The 22,656-nt window shown below is 65.7% G+C and carries 19 protein-coding genes and 1 pseudogene; 14 read left to right on the top strand and 6 right to left on the bottom strand.

Annotated elements, in window-relative coordinates; all coding sequences use genetic code 11:
• Window positions 1–2: 2 nt before the first annotated feature.
• Complete coding sequence (locus tag ASD22_RS09575; RefSeq protein WP_056082313.1) at window positions 3–608, bottom strand: hypothetical protein; 606 nt, start codon at window positions 606–608, stop codon at window positions 3–5.
• An 82-nt stretch (window positions 609–690) separates the two neighbouring features.
• Here ASD22_RS09575 and ubiH point away from each other — a divergent pair, with 82 nt between their 5' ends.
• The 3 genes from ubiH to ASD22_RS09560 are packed head-to-tail and all read left to right on the top strand — an operon-like array spanning window position 691 to window position 3,935.
• Complete coding sequence (ubiH, locus tag ASD22_RS09570; protein WP_056082309.1) at window positions 691–1,920, top strand: 2-octaprenyl-6-methoxyphenyl hydroxylase; 1,230 nt, start codon at window positions 691–693, stop codon at window positions 1,918–1,920.
• On the top strand, window positions 1,917–3,125 hold the full coding sequence (locus ASD22_RS09565; RefSeq protein WP_056082306.1) for a UbiH/UbiF/VisC/COQ6 family ubiquinone biosynthesis hydroxylase: 1,209 nt from the start codon (window positions 1,917–1,919) through the stop codon (window positions 3,123–3,125). The genes ubiH and ASD22_RS09565 overlap by 4 nt, the downstream gene beginning before the upstream one ends.
• 21 nt (window positions 3,126–3,146) lie before the next feature.
• Window positions 3,147–3,935 carry a dienelactone hydrolase family protein gene (locus ASD22_RS09560; protein ID WP_056082303.1) on the top strand — a complete coding sequence of 263 codons (789 nt, stop codon included), beginning with the start codon at window positions 3,147–3,149 and terminating at the stop codon, window positions 3,933–3,935.
• Between the two features lie 83 nt (window positions 3,936–4,018).
• On the opposite strand, the gene ASD22_RS09555 is transcribed toward ASD22_RS09560, so the two are convergent.
• Complete coding sequence (locus tag ASD22_RS09555) at window positions 4,019–5,020, bottom strand: polyprenyl synthetase family protein (RefSeq protein ID WP_056082300.1); 1,002 nt, start codon at window positions 5,018–5,020, stop codon at window positions 4,019–4,021.
• Between the two features lie 162 nt (window positions 5,021–5,182).
• On the opposite strand from ASD22_RS09555, the gene ASD22_RS09550 reads away from it, so the two are divergent.
• Window positions 5,183–6,397, top strand: a complete 1,215-nt coding sequence (locus ASD22_RS09550; RefSeq protein WP_056082297.1) for an MFS transporter — start codon at window positions 5,183–5,185, stop codon at window positions 6,395–6,397.
• Window positions 6,398–6,665: 268 nt separating this feature from the next.
• On the top strand, window positions 6,666–7,163 hold the full coding sequence (gene ssb / locus ASD22_RS09545; protein WP_056082294.1) for a single-stranded DNA-binding protein: 498 nt from the start codon (window positions 6,666–6,668) through the stop codon (window positions 7,161–7,163).
• Window positions 7,164–7,364: 201 nt separating this feature from the next.
• Here ssb and ASD22_RS17140 read toward each other — a convergent pair.
• The 4 genes and pseudogenes from ASD22_RS17140 to iolG (ASD22_RS09525) form a co-directional block, all read right to left on the bottom strand.
• Window positions 7,365–7,578: pseudogene (locus ASD22_RS17140) on the bottom strand (hypothetical protein); the annotation flags it as partial.
• 13 nt (window positions 7,579–7,591) lie between these two features.
• Window positions 7,592–8,350, bottom strand: coding sequence for a triose-phosphate isomerase (gene tpiA, locus ASD22_RS09535; protein ID WP_056084101.1), 759 nt, complete (start codon window positions 8,348–8,350; stop codon window positions 7,592–7,594).
• An 8-nt stretch (window positions 8,351–8,358) separates the two neighbouring features.
• Window positions 8,359–9,336, bottom strand: a complete 978-nt coding sequence (iolG, locus tag ASD22_RS09530; RefSeq protein WP_056082288.1) for an inositol 2-dehydrogenase — start codon at window positions 9,334–9,336, stop codon at window positions 8,359–8,361.
• On the bottom strand, window positions 9,329–10,333 hold the full coding sequence (gene iolG, locus ASD22_RS09525; RefSeq protein ID WP_255357420.1) for an inositol 2-dehydrogenase: 1,005 nt from the start codon (window positions 10,331–10,333) through the stop codon (window positions 9,329–9,331). Before iolG (ASD22_RS09525) ends, iolG (ASD22_RS09530) begins: the two co-directional genes overlap by 8 nt.
• A gap of 146 nt (window positions 10,334–10,479) precedes the next feature.
• Here iolG (ASD22_RS09525) and ASD22_RS09520 point away from each other — a divergent pair, with 146 nt between their 5' ends.
• The 9 genes from ASD22_RS09520 to ASD22_RS09480 all read left to right on the top strand — a co-directional run bounded on the left by ASD22_RS09520 (window position 10,480) and on the right by ASD22_RS09480 (window position 22,571).
• Window positions 10,480–11,370: a MurR/RpiR family transcriptional regulator gene (locus ASD22_RS09520; protein ID WP_056082285.1), complete on the top strand. Its 891-nt coding sequence runs from the start codon at window positions 10,480–10,482 to the stop codon at window positions 11,368–11,370.
• 88 nt (window positions 11,371–11,458) lie between these two features.
• Window positions 11,459–13,411 (top strand): 5-dehydro-2-deoxygluconokinase, encoded by a 1,953-nt coding sequence (gene iolC / locus ASD22_RS09515; protein WP_056084093.1) that lies wholly within the window; start codon window positions 11,459–11,461, stop codon window positions 13,409–13,411.
• Window position 13,412: 1 nt separating this feature from the next.
• Window positions 13,413–15,251 carry a 3D-(3,5/4)-trihydroxycyclohexane-1,2-dione acylhydrolase (decyclizing) gene (iolD, locus tag ASD22_RS09510; RefSeq protein ID WP_056082282.1) on the top strand — a complete coding sequence of 613 codons (1,839 nt, stop codon included), beginning with the start codon at window positions 13,413–13,415 and terminating at the stop codon, window positions 15,249–15,251.
• Entirely contained in the window at window positions 15,248–16,141 is an 894-nt protein-coding gene (gene iolE, locus ASD22_RS09505; RefSeq protein WP_056082280.1) for a myo-inosose-2 dehydratase, read from the top strand. Before iolD ends, iolE begins: the two co-directional genes overlap by 4 nt.
• The gene (iolB, locus tag ASD22_RS09500) at window positions 16,138–16,947 is read left to right on the top strand and encodes a 5-deoxy-glucuronate isomerase (protein WP_056082277.1); all 810 of its coding nucleotides are present in this window, start codon (window positions 16,138–16,140) and stop codon (window positions 16,945–16,947) included. The genes iolE and iolB overlap by 4 nt, the downstream gene beginning before the upstream one ends.
• A gap of 236 nt (window positions 16,948–17,183) precedes the next feature.
• The gene (locus ASD22_RS09495; protein WP_056082274.1) at window positions 17,184–18,680 is read left to right on the top strand and encodes a CoA-acylating methylmalonate-semialdehyde dehydrogenase; all 1,497 of its coding nucleotides are present in this window, start codon (window positions 17,184–17,186) and stop codon (window positions 18,678–18,680) included.
• Window positions 18,681–18,943: 263 nt separating this feature from the next.
• Complete coding sequence (locus ASD22_RS09490; protein WP_056082271.1) at window positions 18,944–20,290, top strand: MFS transporter; 1,347 nt, start codon at window positions 18,944–18,946, stop codon at window positions 20,288–20,290.
• Between the two features lie 5 nt (window positions 20,291–20,295).
• Entirely contained in the window at window positions 20,296–21,111 is an 816-nt protein-coding gene (locus tag ASD22_RS09485; protein ID WP_056084090.1) for an inositol monophosphatase family protein, read from the top strand.
• Complete coding sequence (locus tag ASD22_RS09480) at window positions 21,108–22,571, top strand: alkaline phosphatase D family protein (RefSeq protein WP_056082268.1); 1,464 nt, start codon at window positions 21,108–21,110, stop codon at window positions 22,569–22,571. Before ASD22_RS09485 ends, ASD22_RS09480 begins: the two co-directional genes overlap by 4 nt.
• Window positions 22,572–22,656 lie beyond the last annotated feature (85 nt).

Here is a 22,656-nt window from a genome sequence, read left to right as displayed (position 1 = left end):
GATCAGCGGGACGAGTGAGCCGCGCCGCTCAGTGCGCGCGACACCTGCGTCGCCAGCACATGCAGCACGGCGCCGATGCCCACGTACAAGGCCGTGGTCTGCAGGAATGGCAGGTACCAGTCCGCCATGTTGGCCGACCACGCCGCCATGCTGCGGGGCAGCGGCACGCTGTCGCTCAGCCAGTAGAAACTGCCGTTGGACAGCAGGTAGCAGACGGCCCAGCTCGCCAGAAAGGCCGCCGCCGCCATGCCCAGCGTCTGCAACCGCAGGCCCACCTGGTAACGCGCCAGCAGGCTGCCGCCCATCCACAGGCTGAAGTAGGCGGGCAGCAGGGCGAGGTACGCCGGTGATACGCAGTAATGACTCCAGAAATCCAGGCCCTGGCCGGAAATCACCAGGTAATCGATCAGCACCGCTTCGGCCATCAACAACGGGAACGCCCAGCGGCCCGCCCCGCGCAGCCAGAAGCCGGCCAGGAAGAAGATGCCCCACGACGCGTCCGGCAGCGCATCGAAGTGATGCAGGATCGAGTGATGCATGCGGGTGGCGGCCATCACCACGGCGAGAGCCACGAAAATGCCCAGGCGCTGGGTTGATGTCTTGGGCATGCGGAGGCTCCATGTGCGGCGGTGAGAGATGCGCAGTTTAGCCCAATGTGGCCGCGACGAGAGCCGCGGGTATCATCGGCGGATGAACGCACCGCTGCCTTTCCCCCACTCGAACTCCGGCGTGCTGATCGTGGGCGGCGGCCTGGTCGGCGCCAGCCTGGCCATTGCGCTGGACGCGGCCGGCATCGCCGCCACCCTGGTGGAAACCGCCGCACCGCGCGCCGACCAGCAGCCCAGCTACGACGAGCGCAACCTGGCGCTGGCGCGCGCCACCGTCAACGGCCTGGAGGCCATCGGCGTATGGCGCCATGCCGCCGCGCGCGCCACGCCGATCCGGCATATCCATGTGAGCCGCGCGGGCGAGTTCGGCAGCGCGCGCATCGACGCGGCGCGGCATGACGTGGACGCGCTGGGCTGGACCTTGCCAGCGCGCGAACTGGGCACCGCCTTGTTGCGGCGGCTGGACGAATGCACCCATCTCACGCGCCTGGCGCCGGCCACTTTGCAGACCTTGCAGCCGCTGGAGGATGGCTGGCGTGCCGGCATCGTCACCGCCGATGGCGTGCGTCACGTCGATGCGGCGCTGCTGGTGGGCGCTGATGGCAGCGAATCGTTCGTGCGCACGCAACTGGGCATCGATGCGGAACGGCACGACTACCAACAGACCCTGTTTGTCAGCACCGTCACACCGGAGCGCGACCACGCCGGCCGCGCCTACGAGCGCTTCGCCGATGACGGCCCGGTGGCGCTGCTGCCGCTGGCCGAGCGTCGCTGCGGATTGGTGCTTACCGTGCCTGCCGCGCAGGCCGAGGCGGTGGCGACGATGGACGACGAGCACTTCATCGCGCTGGCGCAGCAGCGTTTCGGCTGGCGGCTGGGTCGCCTGGGCCGGCCGGGCCGGCGGCATCCCTATGCCATCCACCGCATTGCCGCGCAGCAGGTGATCGGCCCGCGCGCGGTACTGGTCGGCAACGCGGCGCAGACCATCCATCCGATCGGCGCGCAGGGCTTCAACCTCGGCCTGCGCGATGCGCTGACGCTGTCCGAGTTGCTGGCCAACGCCAGCGATCCGGGCGCCGCCGACCTGCTGCGAGGCTATGCGGCGCGGCGTGCGGCGGATCGCGAAGGCACCATGGCCATGAGCCATGGCTTGGTGCAGCTTGCCTGCCTGCCGCAGCCCCTGTTGGGACCGTTGCGCTCGCTGGCGCTGCTGGCCTGCGATCGGGTGCCGCCCTTGCAACGCGCGCTGGCGCGGCGCGGCATGGGCTTTCGCGGCGAGCCGCCGCTGGCCGTGCTGGAGCGCTTGCCATGAACCGTCCCTTGCGGGAAATGCCGCGCCGGCGCGCTGCGATGCCTGACGTTGCCGTGGTCGGTGGCGGCATGGTTGGCGCCGCCACCGCGCTGGCGCTGGCGCGCGCGGGCTTCGACACAGTGTTGCTGGAAGCGCGTGCGCCGACGCCGTGGCAGCCGCAGGACGAGGTGGATCTGCGCGTGGTCGGGCTGGCGCCGTCGTCGATCGCGCTGCTGGACGATCTCGGCGTCTGGCCGTCCATTCGCGACGCGCGTGCATCCGCCTATGCACACATGCACGTATGGGACGCGGCCAGCGGCGCGGCGATCGATTTCGATGCGGCGGCCGAAGGTCGGCGCGAACTGGGCTTCATCGTCGAGAACAATCTGGTGCAGTGGACGCTGTGGCAGGCGCTGGAAGCCGCCGGCGTCCGGCGGCTGTGTCCGTCGGCGGTGCACGGTTTCGAGGCGCGCGAGGATCACGTCCGGCTGCAACTGGATAACGGCGAAACGTTGTCGGCGGCGTTGCTGGTGGCGGCCGACGGCAGTTCATCACCCTTGCGCCAGCTGGCGGGCATCGGCACGCGTGGTCGTGATTATGCGCAGCGCGCGGTGGTGGCCCACGTGCATACCGAGCGCCCTCACGAAAGCACCGCATGGCAGCGTTTCCTGCCCGATGGTCCGCTGGCCTTGCTGCCGCTGGCCGATGGCCGCAGCTCGCTGGTGTGGTCGCTGCCCGAGGAGCAGGCGCAACACGTACTGGCGCTGGACGATGCCGCCTTCCGGGATGCCCTGGGCGTGGCCAGCGATTTCCGGCTGGGCCGCGTCACCGGCACCACGCCGCGCGCCTCGTTTCCGTTGAAGCTGCAACTGGCCGAGCGCTACCAGGCCGATCGTTTCGTGCTGCTGGGCGATGCGGCGCATGCGGTGCATCCGCTGGCTGGGCAGGGCGTCAACCTGGGTCTGCGCGACGTGGCCGAACTGCGCGACACGCTGCTGGCCGCGCGCGCCGCGGGCCGGGACATCGGCGCCGCGCACGTGCTGCGCCGCTACGCCCGCCGTCGCCGCAGCGCCGACACGCTGGACGCGCTGGGTTTCGACGCGCTGGCGCGGGTCTACGCCTGGCAATCGTCGCCGCTGGTGGCCGCACGCGGCGCCGGTGTCCGCCTGCTCGATCGCCTCACGCCCTTGAAACGCCTGCTGTCGGGACACGCGGCAGGGCAATAACCACCCACCGGAGCCAATCTCATGCGCATCGTTCGATTGTGTTGCCTGCTCGTGCTTGCCGGCGCGGCGTTTTCCGCCAACGCCAAGATGGTCCATCGTGCCGTGGACTGGACTTTGGACGGCACCAAATTCCACAGCGTGCTGATCTACGACGACGCCACCACGGCGAAACGCCCGGGCCTGGTGATGGTGCCGAACTGGTACGGCGTCAACGATGGCGCGGTGAAAAAGGCCGAGGCGATCGCCGGCAGCGACTACGTGATCCTGCTCACCGACATGTATGGCGAGAAGGTGCGGCCCACCTCCTTCACCGAGGCGCAGGCCGCGGTGAAGGAGGTGTACACCAACCGTGCGTTGATGCGCCAGCGCATCGGCCATGCGCTCGATCAGTTGAAGGCGCAAGCCGGCACGGCACCGCTCGACGTCGCCCGCCTGGGCGCGATCGGCTTCTGTTTCGGCGGTAGCGCGGTGCTGGACCTGGCCCGCAGCGGCGCCGACGTGGGGGCGGTAGTGTCGTTCCACGGCGGGCTGGAAACCGACAACCCGGCGCTGGCGAAAAACATCAAGGCGCGCGTGCTGGTGCTGAACGGTGCCGACGACAAGGGCACCATGCCGGCCGCCGATGCGTTCATGGATGAGATGCGCCAGAGCCCGGCCGACTGGCAGTTCGTGGTGATCGGCCACGCGGTGCACTGCTTCACCGAGGTGGGCGAGAACTCGCCCGGTTGCCGCTATGACGAGCCCATCGCCAAGCGCAGCTATCGCCTGATGCATGACTGGCTGCACGAGACGTTTGCGGGCAAGCCGTAAGGTGAATTCGGTCGCGGTGCCTTTCTGACGAGATGGACGAAGGGCATCGCGGCTGAAGCCGCTCCTGCAAAAAAGCCTCGGACTCAGAAGGTGCGCTGCACCGAATAGTCGGCGAGGGTGGCCAGCGCGTCGCGATAGTCGGAAGCGGGCAGGGCGGCCAAGGCATCGCGGGCTGCCTGCGCATGGGCCAGTGCACGCTCGCGGGTGCGCTCCAGCGCGCCGGAGTTGCGGATCGAGGCGATGATCCGGTCCAGCGAATCCAGGCCGCCGTGCTCGATCGCATGACGCAGCGACTGCGCCTGATCGGGGCTGGCTTTTTCCAGCGCGTAGATCACCGGCAGCGTGGGCTTGCCTTCGGCCAGGTCGTCGCCGATGTTCTTGCCCAGCGCTTCGGGGCTGGAGACGTAGTCGAGCAGGTCGTCGGCGATCTGGAACGCGTAGCCCAGCTCCATGCCGTAGCGGCGCAGCGCGTCCACCTGCACTTGCGGCAGTCCGCCCAGGATGCCGCCAAGCTCGGTGGCGGCGGCAAACAGCACCGCGGTCTTGCGCTCGATCACCGCCAGGTACGCCGCCTCGCTGACGTCGGCGTTGCCGATGTTGAGCAACTGCAGCACCTCGCCCTCGGCGATGGTGTTGGTGGTGTCGGCCAGGATGCGCATGATGCGCATGTCGTCCAGCTCCACCATCAACTGGAACGAGCGCGAATACAGGAAATCGCCCACCAGCACGCTGGCCGCGTTGCCCCACAGCGCGTTGGCCGTCTTGCGGCCGCGGCGCAGGTCCGATTCGTCCACCACGTCGTCGTGCAGCAAGGTGGAGGTGTGGATGAACTCGATCACCGCCGCCAGCTTCACGTGCTGATCGCCGGTGTAACCGGCCGCGCCGGCAGCCAGCGTGTGCAGCATCGGGCGCAGGCGCTTGCCGCCGCCGGCAATGATGTGGTCGGCGATCTGGTTGATCAGCACCACGTCGGAGGAAAGGCGGTGGCGGATCAGCGCATCGACGCGTTGCATGTCGGTGGCGGCAAGATCGCGCACCCGGGCAAAGTCGGCGGGGCGGCTGGCGTCGGCTGGCATCGAGGTCATGGGGAAATTCAAGGAGGCTATCGGTTCGATTATAGGGCCGGGCGGCCACCCGTATGGTCTGATCAGCGCACACCATGCGCGGCCGCGACATGTCGCCACAAACCGCGGCGTCGGCCGCGACTCTATAATGCCGCCCATGCCTTCCCCGAAATCGGTACCCCGGTGAGCAAACTCTCCCGCCTGGAACGGCGCAGCGCCCTGACCCTGGCCTGCGTGATCAGCCTGCGCCTGTTCGGCCTGTTTTTGATCATGCCGGTGTTTTCGCTGTACGCGAAGACGATGCCGGGAGCCACCGGCTTCATGATCGGGCTGGCGCTGGGTGTGTATGGATTGGGGCAGGTGCTGTTGCAGATTCCGCTGGGCTTGTTGTCTGACCGGATCGGACGCAAGCCGGCGATCACCCTGGGGCTGCTGCTGTTCGCGCTGGGCGGTTTGATCGCGGCGATGTCGCATACGCTGACCGGCATCGTGATCGGTCGCGCGGTGCAGGGCATGGGCGCGGTGGCCGGTGCCGGCATCGCGCTGGCGGCTGACCTCACCGTCGAGGAAAACCGCGGCAAGGTGATGGGCATCATCGGCGTGTCGATCGGGTTGGCGTTCCTGCTGGCGCTGATCCTGGGGCCGCCGCTGGAAGCCATCGACGGCCTGCCGGGCCTGTTTGCGGCCACCTCGATCCTGGCGCTGATCTCGCTGGCGCTGCTGTGGCTGATCGTGCCCACGCCGGAACGGGCGCAGGCGCCGGCCGCAGCCGGTTTCGGCCATGTGCTGGTGATGCTGCGCGACAGCCGCATGATGGTGCTGAACGGTTCGGTGTTCTTCCTGCACGCACTGCTGACCGCCAGTTTCGTGGGCCTGCCGCTGTTGCTGGCGAACACCTTGAACCTGCCGGTGAACCGGCACTGGGAGCTGTACCTGCCGGTGATGGTGGTGGCGGCGCTGGTGATGGGCGGCAGCCTGCGCCACATGCGCGAGATCGCGCAGAGCCTGCGCATCGTGATGGTGTGCGTGGTGGCGATCGGCTTGGCGCTGCTGGGGTTCGCGCTGTCGGGCAACCACCTGATCGCGTTCGGCGTGGCCGCCACGGTGTTTTTCTCCGCGTTCAACCTGCTGGAGGCTGCGCTGCCCAGCCTGGTTTCGCGGTTGGCGCCGGCGCATTTGCGTGGTGCGGCCATGGGCGCGTATTCCACCAGCCAGTTCATCGGCGCGTTTGTCGGCGGTACCTTCGGCGGCATCGCGCTGGGCCGGTTGGGGCCGAGCGGCATTTTCATCTGCGCCGCCGCCATGACCTTGCTGTGGCTACCGCTGGTGGTGGCCGGCGCGCGCCGGATCGGCGCTGACATCAGGGCGACCGCCGCGGCCGAAGTGCCCGCGATCTAGCAGGCTGGGAACAGACGCCGGGAATCCCTGTGGGAGCGGCTTCAGTCGCGATGCTCCTGTCCCTGGGCTTGAAGCAAGGGCATCGCGGCTGAAGCCGCTCCCACATGCCGGAGGTTCGGCGCCCACGAAAGGTGCCGGCAAGGGCTGGCGGCAAGCGGGTCATCGAGCACTACTTGAGCGGCCCGCGCGCAGTTATGATGGCCAGCCTGCTACATCACTCCGGCCGTAATCATCCTTATATATACGGCTGGCTCACCGAGGACATCCCATGGCACGTGGCATCAACAAAGTCATTCTGGTCGGCAATCTCGGCGCGGATCCGGAAATGCGCCACACCGGCGGCGGCACCGCGGTCACTACCCTGAACATCGCCACGTCGGAAAGCTGGACCGACAAGCAGAGCGGCGAGAAAGTCGAGAAGACCGAGTGGCACCGGGTGAAGATGTTCGGCCGCCTGGCCGAGATCGCCGGCGATTACCTGAAGAAAGGCCGCCAGGTCTACATCGAAGGTTCGCTGCGCACCGACAAGTACACCGGCAAGGACGGCGTCGAGCGCTACAGCACCGACATCATCGCCAGCGAGATGCAGATGCTGGGCGGCAATGAGGGCGGCGGTAGCGGCGGGCCGCGCTCGCAGGGCGGCGGGCAGCGCCAGAGTGGCGGCAATTACGGTGGCCAGTCACGCGGCAACGACGACCAGGGCGCGTCGCGCTCTTCACCGCCACCGGCCGACAACGGCTTCGCGGATGATGAAATTCCGTTCTGATTTCTACCGTCAGTTAAATTGTCGCGTATGACCAAAAGGCCATGATTTTCATGGCCTTTTTCTTTACGGCAAGCAGGGGCTGGTCAACGGAGCGGGGGGTGTCTTCCTACCAGGTACCGTATGTACTTTGCTCCATGAAGCGAACCACTTCTTTGAAATTCAGCTCGTAGTGTTGGATGGTGGCGCCTGTCGATGCTGGTCGATGAACATTGCCGAGCCACGCCCACCAAACACGGTAGCGGATGCGCCGCCGCCGGAACCGGAACCGGCATTGGCCTCGGCTAGGCTTGCCAGATGGCTCCGTCAACGTCCCGCCCCCGCCGAACCCGGCCTCGCCCTGCCCGTTTTGCATCAGGATCAGAACGGTCATTGCCGCCGCGACTAGAATGTAGAAGACACTGAAAATCACGAAAATGATGTCTTGGAACCTATGGCGTCTGTTGCGCCGCGGCGCAAATTTCAAGGAAGTCGATTGCAGTCAGTGCCGCGCCGCCAACCAATCCGCCATCTATGTCGGCTTGCGCAAGTAATTTTGCAACGTTGGATGTGGTGACGCTGCCGCCATAAAGCAGCCGCGTCCGACGGGCAATTGAAATATCTTCCTTTTCGAGTTTGCTACGAATGAACGCGTGAACGTCTTGCGCCTGCTGCGGTGTCGCCGTCTCACCGGACCCTATCGCCCAGACCGGTTCGTATCCGATCAACGCTGTGTCGAAGCTCGCGATGCCGTTGAGTTTCAATACCGCATCCAGTTGCTGGCCAATAATCGCCTCTGTTTCGCCACTGTCTCGCTGTTGCCTTGTTTCACCGACACAAAGGATGGGCGTGAGCCCTGCCGCCCGCGCTGCAGCGAATTTTCGTGCGACGCATTCGTTGCTTTCGCCGTGGTATTTGCGGCGCTCCGAGTGGCCCACCAATACGTAGTTCGCACCGACATCCACGAGCATCGCGGCGCTTACGTCGCCCGTGAAAGCGCCCTGACCTTCGCGCTCGCTGAGATCCTGCGCACCGAACTGCAGCCCCGAGCCGAAGAGTTGCGCGCGCAGGCCAGCGATGTAGGGAAGCGGGGGAAACACGGCGATATCGATTTCGGCCGGCATATTGGCGGCAATGGCGCCGGCGAGGTCCGAAGCCATGGAGCGACTGCCGTACATCTTCCAGTTTCCGGCCACAATTTTTCTGCGCATGGTGTGCTTCATAGCTGCACCGGCGCTCCGGTTCTCATGGATTCATCCGCCGCCTCGGCCAACGCCAGTGCGGCCACGCCGTCGGCGTAGCCAACCTGTGCGGGCGCGCCATCGAGCATCGCGGCAAAGTGATCCATTTCACAACGATAGGCTTCTGCGTAGCGGTCGAGGAAGAAGTTTTGAAAGCGGTCGGTCGCGATGCCGCTTTCGCTCCAGAGCTGTACAGTGCTTTCGCTGACGTTGTCCGCGCGCACCATGCCGGCGGAGGCGAACGCCTCGACCCGCTGGTCATAACCGAAGCCACTGCGCCGGCTGTTGGAGATGACGCACAGGCGGCCGGAGCCGGTCCTCAGCACGGTCCGCGCGGTGTCGACATCGCCCAGTTCGCCGATGGCCGGGTCTACCAGGCAACTGCCGGTGGCGTAGACCAGCACGGGCTCCTCGCCCAGCAGCCAGCGCGCCATGTCGAAGTCATGGATCGCCATGTCCTTGAATAGGCCTCCGGAAACGGCGATATAAGAAGGCGGCGGTGGGGCAGGGTCGTTGGAGGTGATCTGGAGGGTTTCGATCGCGCCGACCGCGCCGCTGTCCAGACGGGCCTTCAAGGCCTGGAAATTGGGGTCGAAACGTCGGTTGAATGCCAGCAACATGTTGGCGCCCGAAAGGCCTGCATGGGCGGTGCGGGCACGGCCGAGATCCTGATCAATCGGCTTTTCGCAGAAGATCATCTTGCCGGCGGCAGCCGCGCGCAGGCTGTAATCGAGGTGCGTGTCGGTAGAGCTGGCCACGATCACGCCGGTGACGGTCGGGTCGGCCATGGCCGCGTCGAGCGTCGTTACCGCGGTATTCCATTCGCGGGCCAGCGCTTGGGCCGAAGCGTCGACCGCATCGACCACGCCGGCTAGTTCGATGCGCGGATGCAGCGCGGCGTTGCGCGCGTGGATATGGCCAATGCGGCCAGCACCGATAAGCACGACTTTATGCATGAGGATTCTCGTTGGGGAGGTTGAAGACCTGCTGATGGCGCGCGGACCACCCGCACGCCTCAGCCAGGACCAGGGCGGCCACGCCGTCGGCGTAACCGATGAGAGGTTCGGAGCGACCGTGCACCACGTCGGCAAAATGGCCGATCTGGTCGCGGTAGGCGTCGCGATAGCGTTGCGCAAACGCCGGCATGATCGGCGCGCCGACGGTGCCGTTTTCGGTGAGCGTATGCACGGTGTCGCAGGCCACGTTGCCCGCGCAAATCATGCCGAGGGCGCCGAGTGCTTCGATGCGCTGGTCGTAGCCATAGCCGCTGCGGCGCGTGTTCGAGATCACGCACAGACGGCCGCTGGCGGTCTTCAGGACGCAGCGGGCAGTGTCGACGTCTCCCTCGCGGCCGATGTCCGGGTCCACCAGGCAACTGGCCGTGGCGAATACCTGTACCGGTTCCTCGCCCATCAGCCAGCGCGCCATGTCCAGGTCATGGATGGTGAAGTCCTTGAACAGGCCACCGCTGGTGGGCACGAAACCCGGTGGCGGCGCGGCGGGATCGTGGTTCACCAGATGCAGCGACTCCAGCTGGCCTACCGTGCCCGCATCCAGTTGCTGCTTGAGGCGTATGAACTGCGGGTCGAACCGACGGTTGAAGCCGAGCAGGAAACGCGCACCGTCGAAACGCGGTTGCGCAGCGCGTACCTTGTCCAGGTCCAGGTCGATCGGCTTTTCGCAGAACACGGCCTTGCCCGCGCCGACTGCCGCCAGTGCATGTTCCAGGTGCAGATCGGTGGTGCTGCACACCAGCACGCCGCCCACGGCGGGATCCGCCAGCGCTTGTTCAAGCGTCACCAACCTGGCGTCATACTGCGCGGCGAACGCGCTTGCGGCCGGTCGCGGATCGACGATGTACTTGAGGCGGAGCCGGGGGTGGCGGGCGGCGTTTCCGCCGTGGATCTGACCCATGCGGCCAGCTCCGATCAGTGCGATGTCGATCCGGTCCAAGAGTACACTCCCCCCGAAAATCGGGTTGCGCGATAATAGAATGTATGTTCCGTTTGCGAGTGTAATAGAATTTCTGGGAAGATGTATTTTTTTTCAATATGCGCGTCCAGCCTGGATGCACGTCGCATTTAGGGAGGAAGGAAATCATGGTTGAAGTGGACGTACCCCCGACCAACGCCGACGAGTTGCGCGCTGCCATCCTCGAGCGCTACGAAGGGCTCAGCAAGCGGCTGCAGCAGATCGCCCGCTATGTCCTGGATGAACCCAACGCGGTGGCGCTGGAAACGCTGGCGGTGCTGGCCGCGCGTTGCGGCGTGCAGCCCTCGGCGATCGTGCGGTTTGCCAAGTCCTTCGGTTTCGAGGGCGCCACGCAGATGCAGCGCCTGTTCCGTGACGGTCTGCTCTCGGGCAATGCGTCGCTGGGTTATGGCGAGCGCGTGCGCCAATTCAGCCAGAGCGTGGACAGCAAACTGGTAGGAGACCCGGCGCAAGTGCTGGCGGAATTCGTGCAGGGCAACGTACTGGCGCTGCAGAACCTGGGCGATGCGATCGGCAAGAAAAACCTGGCCGCCGCCGTCAAGCTGATCCGTGAGGCCGAGACGATTTACGTGGCCGGCTTTCGTCGCGCGTTTCCGGTGGCCGCCTACCTTGCCTATTCGTTGCACCAGGTCGACAAGAAAACCGTGTTCATCGACAGCATCGGCGGCATGACCCGGCAGCAGGTGCACGCCATCTCGAAACGCGACCTGCTGATTGCGGTGAGCTATCACCCGTACGCGGAGGAGGCCGTGCAATTGATCGATGCGGCCACCGCCCAGCGTTGCCGTGTGCTGTCGATCAGCGACAGCCTGGTCAGCCCGGTGGCGAAGCCGGCGACGGTGGTGTTGCAGGTGCGCGAGGCGGAGATCCGTGCGTTCCGTTCGCTGTCCGCATCGATGTGTCTGGCGCAGGCGCTGGTGATCTCCTACGCATTCGCCACCAGCACGCAGACGCGCAATGGTTCGACACTCGGTGGGAACACGCGTTCCAAAAAATGAAACGTACGTTGCTTTTAAGAAATAAATGGAATATATTTTACGTGCATTCGGCGCGACGGGCGTCGGGTACCCGTGAGAGAACGTGCATATGCCAGGGGCAGCGCAGCAGCTTGATCTGATCACCATCGGCCGATCGAGCATTGATCTATATGGCGAGCAGACCGGAGGTCGGCTCGAAGACATGATTTCCTTCGCCAAATACGTTGGCGGCAGCCCCACCAACACCGCCATTGGCGTTGCGCGGCTGGGATTGCACAGCGGGCTGATCACCCGCGTGGGCGCCGACCATTTTGGCCGATTCATCACCGAGCAACTGGCGCGCGAGGGTGTGGCCACCGATGGTGTTGTCATCGACAACGAGCGACTGACCGCGCTGGTGTTTCTGGGGATCAGTGATCCCGATACGTTTCCGCTGATCTTCTATCGCGAGAACTGCGCCGACATGGCGCTGGTCACCGACGACATCGACGAGAGCTACGTGCGCTCGGCCGGCGCAGTGCTGATCAACGGTACGCACCTGTCGCAATTGAACGTGTTCGACGCCTCGGTGCAGGCCTGCCGCATCGCACGTGCTGCCGGGGCGCGGGTGGTTTTCGACATCGACTATCGACCGGTGCTGTGGGGGTTGACCAGCAAGGACATGGGCGAGAACCGCTTCGTGGCCCATGCCGGCGTCACCGCCCGGTTGCAGGAGGTGTTGCCGCTGTGCGATCTGATCGTGGGCACCGAGGAGGAGATGCACATCCTCGGCGGCTCCACCGACACCATCGCCGCAATGCGCGCCATCCGCGAGAAGACGCCTGCGCTGCTGGTTTGCAAGCGTGGCGCTCACGGGTGCTCCGCGTTTCCAGACGCCATCCCCGACCGCCTTGATGATGGCGTGGTGGGGCGCGGTTTCGAGATCGAGGTGTTCAACGTGCTGGGCGCGGGTGACGCGTTCATGGCCGGTTTCCTGCGCGGCTGGTTGCGCGACGAACCCTTGGAGATGTCCTGCGAATACGGCAATGCCTGCGGTGCCATCGTGGTTTCGCGCCACGGCTGCGCGCCCGCGATGCCGACCTGGGACGAGTTGCAGCAGTTTCTCGATGGCACGCCGCGACCCTTCCGCCTGCGCGACGATGCCGCGCTGGAACACGTGCACTGGGCTTCCACCCGCACCGGCGTCTACGACGACCTCACCGTGCTGGCGATGGATCATCGCAGTCAGTTCGAGGATCTGTGCCGCGAAACCGGCGCCGACCCGGCGCGCATCCCGGCGTTCAAGGCGCTGACGTTGCGCGCGGTGAACCAGTTGGCAAAGCCCGGCGAACATTTTGGCGTGCTGCTCGATGGCCGCTATGGCATGCGCGGGCTGGAGGCGGCCGCCGATTCGCCGTACTGGATCGGCCGGCCCATCGAGCTGCCGGGTTCGCGCCCGCTGGCTTTTGAAAGCTCCGCGGACGTGGCCACCGAAGTGGCTACCTGGCCGCGCAACCACGTGGTGAAGTGCCTGGTGTTCTATCATCCGGACGACCCGATCGACCTGCTGGAGCAGCAGGAGCGTCAGTTGCGCCGTTTGCAGGATGCCTGTCGCAAGACGAGGCATGAGCTGCTGCTGGAGGTCATCGTGTCGCGCCACGGCGCCGTCGATGAGCACACCGCGGCGCGCGCTATCCAGCGTCTCTATGCTCAGGGCATGAAACCGGACTGGTGGAAGCTCGAGCCGGCGGCGGACAGCGCGACGTGGGCGAATGTCGAACACGCCATCCGCAGCAACGATCCCCTGTGCCGCGGCGTGCTGCTGCTGGGCCTGCAGGCAAGCGAGGCGGCGCTGGCGGCATCGTTCCGGGTGGCTGCGGCGAGTCCGATCGTGAAAGGGTTTGCGGTGGGTCGAACGATCTTCGCCGATGCCGCTGCGCGCTGGCTGGCCGGCGACATCGACGATGACGCGGCCGTGGCCGATCTCGCCGCAAGTTTCGGCACGCTGGTGAATGCATGGCGCGCGGCACGTGCCGAGGCGTCCGGCGACACATCCAAGGGCATCACGCGCAAGGCGGTGTGAGATGACAACGCGACGACTGACGGCGGCACAGGCGACCGTGCGCTGGCTGGCTGCACAACACGTGCTGGTGGATGGCCGCGAGGCACCTTACTTCGCCGGTGCCTGGGCCATCTTCGGACACGGCAACGTGGCCGGTATCGGTGAGGCGCTGCATGCCGCGCGTGACAGCTTTCCCACCTGGCGCGCGCACAACGAGCAGGGCATGGCGCACGCCGCCATTGCCTACGCGAAACAGATGCGTCGCCGTCGCGCGATGGTGTGCACCAGCTCGATCGGCCCCGGCGCCACCAACATGGTGACGGCCGCCGCGCTGGCGTACGTGAACCGCTTGCCGGTGTTGCTGTTGCCGGGCGACGTTTTCGCCGGCCGCCAACCTGACCCGGTGCTGCAGCAGGTGGAGCATTTCACTGACGGCAGCGTGTCGGCCAACGACTGCTTCCGTCCTGTGTCGCGCTATTTCGACCGCATCACGCGGCCGGAGCAGATCATGGATGCCCTGCCGAAAGCGCTGGCGACGATGCTCGACCCGGCCACCTGCGGCCCGGCCACCATCGCGTTCTGCCAGGACGTGCAGGCCGAGGCCTTCGATTATCCGGAAACCTTCTTCGCGCCCCGGTTGTGGCGCGAGCGGCGGCAGGGTGTGGACAGCGGCGAGCTGGCGGCGCTGGTCGCCGCGCTGAAGTCGGCCAGGCACCCCCTGCTCATCGCCGGGGGCGGTGTGCTCTACAGCGAGGCGGAAGCGGAGCTGACAGCGCTGACCGAAGCCACCGGCCTGGCCGTCGCTGAAACCCAGGCGGGCAAGGGTGCGTTGCCGTGGAACCACCCCAACGCGCTGGGCTCGATCGGCGTCACCGGATCGAGCGCCGCCAACGCGGCCGCCGCACGTGCCGATCTGGTGGTCGGCATCGGCACCCGGCTGGCGGATTTCACCACCGGCTCGCGCAGCCTGTTTGTCGATGCACGTGTGGCGCAGATCAACGTGCAGGCGTTCGATGCGCACAAGCACGACGCGCTGGCGGTGGTGGGCGACGCACGCACTGTGTTGCAGGCCCTGGCCCGGGAATTGTCGGGTTGGCATGCGGGCGTGGAAGTGGGCAGGCAGCACGAAATCGAAGAGTGGAACGCCGCCGTCGATGCCGCCACCACCGGCATCGATGCGCAGACGCAGCCCAGCGATGCCCAGGTGATCGGTGCGGTACAGCGCAGCTGTGGCGATGGCGCCATCGTGGTGTGCGCCGCCGGTGGCCTGCCCGGTGAGTTGCACAAGTTGTGGCGCTCCGCGCGGCAGGGCAGCTATCACGTCGAGTACGGCTTCTCGTGCATGGGTTACGAGATTGCAGGCGGCATGGGTGTGAAGATGGCCGCGCCCGATCGCGACGTGGTGGTGATGGTCGGCGACGGCAGCTATCTGATGGCGAACTCCGAGCTGGCGACGTCGGTGATGCTGGGCCACAAGCTGATCGTAGTGTTGCTGGACAACCGCGGTTACGGCTGCATCAACCGGTTGCAGCACGCCACCGGTGGCGCCGGTTTCAACAACCTGCTGGCCGACGCCACGCATCAGGTATTGCCGCAGATCGATTTCGCCGCCCACGCGGCCAGCCTGGGCGCACTGTCCGAGCACGTGACCTCGCTGGGCGAACTGACCGCCGCCATGGTTCGCGCCCGCAAGGCTGAGCGCAGCTACGTGGTCGTCATCGATACCGATCCATTGAAAAGCACCGAAGCCGGCGGCTGGTGGTGGGACGTCGCGGTGCCCGAAGTTTCCCAACGGCCTGAAGTCGAAGCGGCGCGCCGCGCCTACGAGCAAGGCACACGAATGAAGAGGGATTTGTCATGAGTATCCGTTTTGGCGTCAGCCCGATTGCCTGGGCCAATGACGACATGCCCGAGCTCGGTGGTGACACGCCGCTGGAAAGCATCCTGGGCGATATTCAACAGCTTGGTTTTGAAGGCGTGGAACTCGGCGGCAAGTTTCCCCGCGACGCAGCCACGCTGGCGCCGCTGCTGGCGCGGTACCAACTGGACCTGATCGGTGGTTGGTACAGCGGATCGTTGTTGACGCAGACGTCAGCCGACGAAATCACCGCGCTGCAACCGCACCTGGCGCTGCTCAAGGCGATGGGCAGCACCGTGTTCGTGTTCGCCGAAACCAGCAACGCTATCCATGGCCGGCGCGCGCAATCCATGGGCGACACGCCGCGGCTGCGACCCGGCGACTGGGCATTGTTCGGCCAGCGCATGACCGACGTGGCGGACTACGTGCAGAGCCAGGGCCTGCGCTTTGCCTATCACCATCACCTGGGCACCGTGGTGGAGACGGCACAGGACCTGGAATCGTTCCTGGCCCTCACCGGCCCCTCGGTGGGGCTGACGCTGGATACGGGCCACGCTGCGCTCGGCGGCATCGACGCGCTGGAGGTGATCGGGCGCCATCCGCGGCGGATAGCGCACGTGCATTGCAAAGACGTGCGCGGCGACGTGTTCACCCGCATGCAACTGGCCGGCGCCAGTTTCCTGGACGGCGTGCTGGCCGGCATGTTCACCGTACCGGGGGATGGCGGCTTGGACTACGCCCGCATCATGGCGGCGCTGGCCGCCATCGACTACAGCGGCTGGATCGTGATCGAGGCCGAGCAGGATCCGGCCATCGCCAATCCGCTCGAATACGCCCGGCTGGGCCTGTCCACGCTGAAGCGCGATGCCGCCACGGCGGGTCTGTCGCAATGAGCGGCTTGCGTATACGTCCCCACGAGGCGGACGCCGACGGCACCGTGGTGGACGTGACACCGGCCAGCGCGGGCTGGAAGCACGTCGGGTTTCGGGTCGTGAAGCTGCTGAACGGCCAGCGCTACAGCGGCCACGAAACGGCGCGCGAGGCCTGCCTGGTGATCGTGTCCGGCAGCGCCGACGTGCACGCAGGCAGCGCGCATTTCGTGCACGTCGGCAACCGCACCACGCCGTTCGAGGACAAGGCGCCCGGGGCCGTCTACGTGCCGGCCGGCGTGAGCTACACGGTGACGGCGTGGGGTCCGGTGGAACTGGCCGTATGCACCGCCCCGGGTTCGGGCGAAGGTCTGCCGCGCTTGATCGCCGAATCGTCGATGAGTCGCGAAGTGCGCGGCAGCGGCACCAACACCCGCTACGTGCGCAACATCCTGCCGCAGACCGAGCCGGCCGACAGCCTGTTGGTGGTGGAGGTGATCACGCCCGGCGGACACTGGTCCAGCTACCCGCCGCACAAGCACGACACCGCCGCACCGGGCGCCGAAACCGCGCTGGAAGAAACCTATTACCACCGCTTGAATCCGCCGCAGGGCTTCGCCTTCCAGCGCGTCTACACCGACGACCGTACGCTGGACGAAACCGTGGCGGTGGAAGACGGCGACGTGGTGATGGTGCCGCGCGGCTACCACCCGGTCGGCGCCCCCCACGGCTACGACCTGTACTACCTCAACGTGATGGCGGGCCCGAACCGCCAATGGATTTTCCGCAACGACCCGGCCCACGACTGGATCACCCAACGCCCGGAATAGCGCCGGATTTCGCGTGCTCAAGCTTCCTTCCCCCGCTCTGCGGGGGAAGGTGCCCGACAGGGCGGATGAGGGCGCTCTTGATCTCCTCTCACCCAGCAAAGCACCCCCCCATGAGCCCTCCGCGCAGCTTCCCCCGCTGCACGCGGAGGAAGCAAAAAAATCACGGTTCACGGGGGAGCGGGTTCTTGAGCCGGCGATTCGGCACCCACCAGAAAATATTCATCCAGGAGTGAGTCATGCGCAACATCGAACATTTCATCAACGGCCAATCGGTGGCCGGCACAACCGGCCGCTACAGCGACGTCTTCGATCCCAACAGCGGCAAAGTGCAGGCGAAGGTATCCCGGGCCAACGCCGCCGAGCTGGATCGCGCGGTGTGCAATGCCGCCGCCGCACAGCCGGCCTGGGCCGCGGTGAATCCGCAGCGTCGCGCGCGGGTGCTGATGGAATTCGTACGCCTGCTCAACCTGCACAAGAACGAACTGGCCGAGCTGCTGGCCAGCGAACACGGCAAGGTGGTTTCCGACGCGCACGGTGACGTGTTGCGGGGTCTGGAGGTGATCGAGTTCGCCTGCGGCATCCCGCACCTGCAGAAGGGCGAATACACCCAGGGCGCCGGCCCGCGGATAGACGTCTATTCGGCGCACCAGCCGCTGGGGGTGGTGGCTGGCATCACCCCGTTCAACTTCCCGGCGATGATCCCGATGTGGATGTTTGGCCCGGCCATCGCCACCGGCAATGCGTTCATTCTGAAGCCATCCGAACGCGATCCGTCGGTGCCGGTGCGGCTCGCCGAACTTATGATCGAGGCCGGCCTGCCGCCGGGCATCCTCAACGTGGTGCACGGCGACAAGGAGGTGGTCGACGCGATCGTGGCGCACCCGCTGATCAAGGCAGTCAGCTTCGTCGGCTCCTCCGACGTGGCGCAATCGGTGTATGCGGCCGGTGCGGCGCAGGGCAAGCGCGTGCAGTGCATGGGCGGCGCCAAGAATCACGGCATCGTGCTGCCGGACGCGGATCTCGACCAGGTTGTCGCTGATCTGATGGGCGCGGCCTACGGCTCGGCCGGCGAACGCTGCATGGCGCTGCCGGTGGTCGTGCCGGTGGGCGAGGCCACCGCTGAGGCCTTGCGTGCCAAACTGCTGCCGGCGATCGCCGCGCTGCAAGTGGGCGTGTCCAGCGACCCGAACGCGCATTACGGCCCGGTAGTATCGGCAGCGCACAAGGCTCGCATCGAAGGCTATATCCAGCTCGGCGTGGACGAGGGCGCCGAGCTCGTAGTCGATGGCCGCGGCCTGAAAGTGCCTGGTCACGAGGGCGGTTTCTTCCTGGCGCCCACGCTGTTCGACCACGTCACCGCCGAGATGAAAACCTACCAGGACGAAATCTTCGGCCCGGTGCTGCAGATCGTGCGCGCAAACACGTTCGAGGAAGCACTGGCGCTGCCATCCCAGCATCAGTACGGCAACGGCGTCAGCATCTTCACCCGCAGCGGCGACGCGGCCCGCGAATTCGCCGACCGCGTTGAAGTGGGCATGGTCGGCATCAATGTGCCCATCCCGGTGCCCGTGGCGTACCACAGCTTCGGTGGCTGGAAGCGCTCGGGCTTCGCCGACCTCAATCAGTACGGCATGGACGGCATTCGTTTCTACACCCGCACCAAGACCGTGACCCAACGCTGGCCCAAGGGCGGGGAGGCGATCGAGCAGAGTTTCGTCATCCCGACGTTGTGAGGCTGTGCTTTCAGCAAAGAGCTGGATGTTCCTTCCCCTGCTTTGCGGGGGAGGGGGCCCGACAGGGCGGATGGGGGCGCTCTTGATCTTCTCTCACCCCATAAAAGGCGCCCCATTCAGCCTTCCGGGCAGCTTCCCCCGCGGGCGGGGGAAGCAAGTTATCGGTACTAATGGAATAATTCTTCCAATTCATTCAAAAATGAAATAGTCTGATCGCAACAATGCCAGTGTACCCACACGCTGGCTGCTGAAGGGGGAATCCTATGGCGCGTGGATGGCTGGCACTTTTCGCAACCGGCGCCGATCAGCCCGAGATGGCCGACAGGGGCGCGATCGACCGGCTGTACCGCAAGCATCGCTTGCGTGTGATGCTGGCGATCACGCTGGGCTACGGCCTGATCTACACCTGCCGGCTGGCGCTGGGGGTGGTCAAGAAGCCGATCATCGACGCGGGCATTTTCACGCCCACCGAGCTGGGCCTGATCGGCTCGGCGTTGTTCTACACCTACGCCATCGGCAAGCTCACCAACGGTTTCCTGGCCGACCACGCCAACATCAAGCGGTTTCTGGCGTTCGCGTTTCTGGCTACGGCGCTGTGCAATCTGGCGATGGGTTTTGTCACGACGGTGTGGGTGGCGGTGATTCTGTGGGGGCTGAACGGCTGGTTCCAGAGCTTCGGCGCGCCCGGCGGCGTGGTGGCGATGACGGCGTGGTTTTCCAATCGCGAACGCGGCCGCACCTATGGCATCTGGAGCACCGCGCATTCCATCGGTGAAGGGCTGACCTTCCTGGTGGTCGGCGCCACCGTGGCCACCTTCGGCTGGCGCTTCGGCTTCTGGGGGCCGGGCATGATCGGTGTGATCACGGCGATCGGCGCCTACTGGTTGCTGCAGGATCGCCCACCCACACTGGGTTTGCCCGCGGTCAACGATTGGAAGAACGACAACTTCGGCGAAGCATCGAAGCCGAAGATCGCCTCGGTGCTGAAGTTGCAGTTGTCGATCCTGAAAATGCCGGCGATCTGGGTGTTGTGCCTGGCCTCGGCCACCACCTATGTGACGCGCTACGCGATCAATTCGTGGGGTGTGCTGTACCTGCAGGAAATTCATGGTTACTCGCTGACCATGGCCGGCACCTTGTTGATGATCAGCACGCTGGCCGGCATGGTCGGCGCGATCACGTTCGGCTTCATCTCCGACAAATTGTTCGACGCCCGTCGTCCGCCGGTAAACCTGATCTTCGCGCTGCTGGAGCTTGTCGGCCTGTGTCTGTTTTTCTACGGGCCGAACCATTTGTGGTCGCTGATTCTCGCGATGGTGTTGTTCGGCATGGGCTTGACCGGTCTGGTGACCTCGCTGGGCGGGTTGTTCGCAGTGGACATCGCGCCCAAGCGCGTGGCCGGCGCCGCGATGGGCGTGATCGGCATCTGCAGCTACATCGGCGCGGGCATCCAGGAACAGGTCTCCGGCATGCTGATCCAGCACGGCATGAAAATGATCGATGGCGTACGTCACTACAACTTTGGGCCGGCGATCACGTTCTGGATCGGCTCATCCGTACTTTCCATGCTGCTGGCGCTGAGCCTGTGGCGCACACGTCGAAGGGACTGATTCCGATGCTGCATGTTTCCGATGATTTGAAAGCGATGATCGACGCGGCGCAGGCCGCCGGCGATGGCCTGATGCGTCACTTCAGCCAGCTCGCCTCGCTCGGTGTGCGCACCAAGAGCGGCCCCGCCGACCTGGTCTCGATTGCCGACGAAGAGGCCGAACGCGCCACCCGCGCGATTCTGGGCAAGGCGCGGCCCACGTACGGTTTTCTGGGCGAGGAGGGCGGTGCTACTGGCGGCACCGACGACGCGCAGACGTGGATTGTCGACCCGCTCGATGGCACTACCAATTTCCTGTTCGGCACACCGCTGTGGGGCGTCAACGTCGCGTTGGCCCGCGAGGGCGAAGTGGTGGCCGGCGTCACCTGGCTGCCCGTGCTGAACGAGATGTACGTGGCCGAGAAAGGCGAGGGCGCCTGGTTGAACGGGCAACGCATCCACGTGTCCACCCGCCACCGGCTGGTGGACAGTGTGCTCGGCTGCGGCATCCCGTTTGCGGGCAAGCCGGACCACCCGGTATTCGCCCGCGAGATGGCGCTGTTGTCCGGTGAAGTCGCCGGCATCCGCCGCACCGGCGCCTGCTCGGTCGACATGGCGTACGTTGCCGCTGGCCGCTGGGACGCGTATTGGGAGCGCGCGCTCAACGCGTGGGATATGGCGCCGGGAATCATCCTGGTGCGCGAAGCCGGCGGCGTGGCCAGTTCGGTCACCGGCGCGCCGGTGGATATCCATGGCGGCAATGTGTGCGTTTCCAACGGTGTGATTCAGGAGGCTTTGATCCAGCAGTTGAACCGTGCACTCACCATGGAGTCAGCGCATTGAATCCGAACCGGCGCGCCTTTCTTGCCGGCTCCGTGCTTGCCGGCCTGTTTGCCCTGGTGCCGCGCGCGATCGGCCGCGCGATGGGTTATCCGCGTGCGCTGAACGGTCCGATGGTCGGCGCCTCCGGGCCGGACCATTTCAACGTATGGGTGCGCGCCAGCGGTGCGTTCGACGTCAAGCTGGAATATTCCACCGACCGCAATTTCAGCACCGTCATCGACGGCCCCACGATCCGCGCCAGCGCCGAGGACGATTGCTGCGTGGTGCTGCGCGCGCAAGGGCTGAAACCCGATACGCCCTACTGGTATCGGCTGAAATACGACGGCCAGCAGGACCGCTACCAGTGGTTCAACAGCAAGACGCGCACCGCGCCGGCCGGACCGGCGGATTTTCGCGTGGCCTTCGGCTCGTGCTGCCGCATCCAGTACGACGCCGATCAGCCGATCTGGAATGCCGTGCGTGGGCTGGAGCCGGATCTGTTCTTCTGGTTGGGCGACAATATCTACGGTGACAGCGACGATCCGGCGGTGCTGACCGATCTGTACAGCCGTGGCCGCGTGGTCGAACGGCTGACGCCGCTATTGCGCAGCACGCCGCAACTGGCGATCTGGGACGACCACGATTTCGGCTACAACGATGCCGATGGCAGGCATCCGCGCAAGCAGGAGGCGCTGAAGGTATTCAAGAATTTCTGGGCCAACCCGTCCTATGGCGAGCCCGATTCGCCCGGCGTGTATTTCAGGCATTCCCATGGCGGCGTGGATTTTTTCTTCCTCGATGGTCGCTACAACCGCGACCCGATCACCAAGCCGGACAATGCCGCCAAAAGCATGCTCGGGGCGCGTCAGAAACGCTGGCTGAAGGGCGCGCTTAGTGCCAGCACCGCGCCGTTCAAGGTGCTGGTATCCGGTGGCGGCTGGTCGTCGGCGGAGAACGAGAAGGGTGGCGATTCCTGGGCCACCTACATGACCGAGCGCAACGAGATCTTCGACCACATCCGCGACCACGACATCGGCGGCGTGTTCTGCATCTCCGGCGACTCGCACATGGGCGAGCTCAACTGCATCCCGCGCTCTGCCGCGGGTGGCTACGACATCTACGACATGTGCTCATCGCCGCTGGCGCAGATGCCGGCAAACAAGAACACGCGGCAGATGCCGGAGGTGCGCGTGCGCGACACCTGGACGCGCAGCGTCAACGTGGGCTTGATGCATTTCCGCATGACTGGCGGCAAGCCCAGCATGACGTACACCCTGCACGACGTGCTGGGCGAGCCGGTGTGGGAGCCGCTGGTGCTGACCCCGGACGACCTGCGCAACGGCGTGCGCAGTTGGGACAGTAAATCCGACCCGGAGGAACTGAAGCGGCTGGAGCGCTTCAAGCGCGGCGGTGGCTACTACGGCACCGACATGCCGGAAGGCTGGCCTGATCGGCCCTTTACGGGCAAGGCATCAGGCTGAGGCGAAGAGTTACGCCCGCTCTGCCGCCGCACTGGACGTGTACCGCGGCGAGGTGATCGGACAGGAAGGTTCGCGGGGAAACCTC

Source organism: Rhodanobacter sp. Root480, assembly GCF_001426645.1.
Lineage (GTDB): Bacteria > Pseudomonadota > Gammaproteobacteria > Xanthomonadales > Rhodanobacteraceae > Rhodanobacter > Rhodanobacter ginsenosidimutans.
This window is presented reverse-complemented; position numbering and strand designations above follow the sequence as displayed.

Excerpts from the sequence above, each read along its gene's own strand:
- ASD22_RS09555 (WP_056082300.1), bottom strand. The coding sequence starts at position 5,020 with ATGACCTCGATGCCAGCCGACGCCAGCCGCCCCGCCGACTTTGCCCGG.
- tpiA (WP_056084101.1), bottom strand. The coding sequence starts at position 8,350 with ATGCGCAGAAAAATTGTGGCCGGAAACTGGAAGATGTACGGCAGTCGC.
- ssb (WP_056082294.1), top strand. The coding sequence starts at position 6,666 with ATGGCACGTGGCATCAACAAAGTCATTCTGGTCGGCAATCTCGGCGCG.
- ASD22_RS09560 (WP_056082303.1), top strand. The coding sequence starts at position 3,147 with ATGCGCATCGTTCGATTGTGTTGCCTGCTCGTGCTTGCCGGCGCGGCG.
- ASD22_RS09565 (WP_056082306.1), top strand. The coding sequence starts at position 1,917 with ATGAACCGTCCCTTGCGGGAAATGCCGCGCCGGCGCGCTGCGATGCCT.
- ASD22_RS09485 (WP_056084090.1), top strand. The coding sequence starts at position 20,296 with ATGCTGCATGTTTCCGATGATTTGAAAGCGATGATCGACGCGGCGCAG.
- ASD22_RS09575 (WP_056082313.1), bottom strand. The coding sequence starts at position 608 with ATGCCCAAGACATCAACCCAGCGCCTGGGCATTTTCGTGGCTCTCGCC.
- iolE (WP_056082280.1), top strand. The coding sequence starts at position 15,248 with ATGAGTATCCGTTTTGGCGTCAGCCCGATTGCCTGGGCCAATGACGAC.
- ubiH (WP_056082309.1), top strand. The coding sequence starts at position 691 with ATGAACGCACCGCTGCCTTTCCCCCACTCGAACTCCGGCGTGCTGATC.
- iolB (WP_056082277.1), top strand. The coding sequence starts at position 16,138 with ATGAGCGGCTTGCGTATACGTCCCCACGAGGCGGACGCCGACGGCACC.
- ASD22_RS09495 (WP_056082274.1), top strand. The coding sequence starts at position 17,184 with ATGCGCAACATCGAACATTTCATCAACGGCCAATCGGTGGCCGGCACA.
- iolC (WP_056084093.1), top strand. The coding sequence starts at position 11,459 with ATGCCAGGGGCAGCGCAGCAGCTTGATCTGATCACCATCGGCCGATCG.
- iolD (WP_056082282.1), top strand. The coding sequence starts at position 13,413 with ATGACAACGCGACGACTGACGGCGGCACAGGCGACCGTGCGCTGGCTG.
- ASD22_RS09490 (WP_056082271.1), top strand. The coding sequence starts at position 18,944 with ATGGCGCGTGGATGGCTGGCACTTTTCGCAACCGGCGCCGATCAGCCC.
- ASD22_RS09520 (WP_056082285.1), top strand. The coding sequence starts at position 10,480 with ATGGTTGAAGTGGACGTACCCCCGACCAACGCCGACGAGTTGCGCGCT.
- iolG (WP_056082288.1), bottom strand. The coding sequence starts at position 9,336 with ATGCATAAAGTCGTGCTTATCGGTGCTGGCCGCATTGGCCATATCCAC.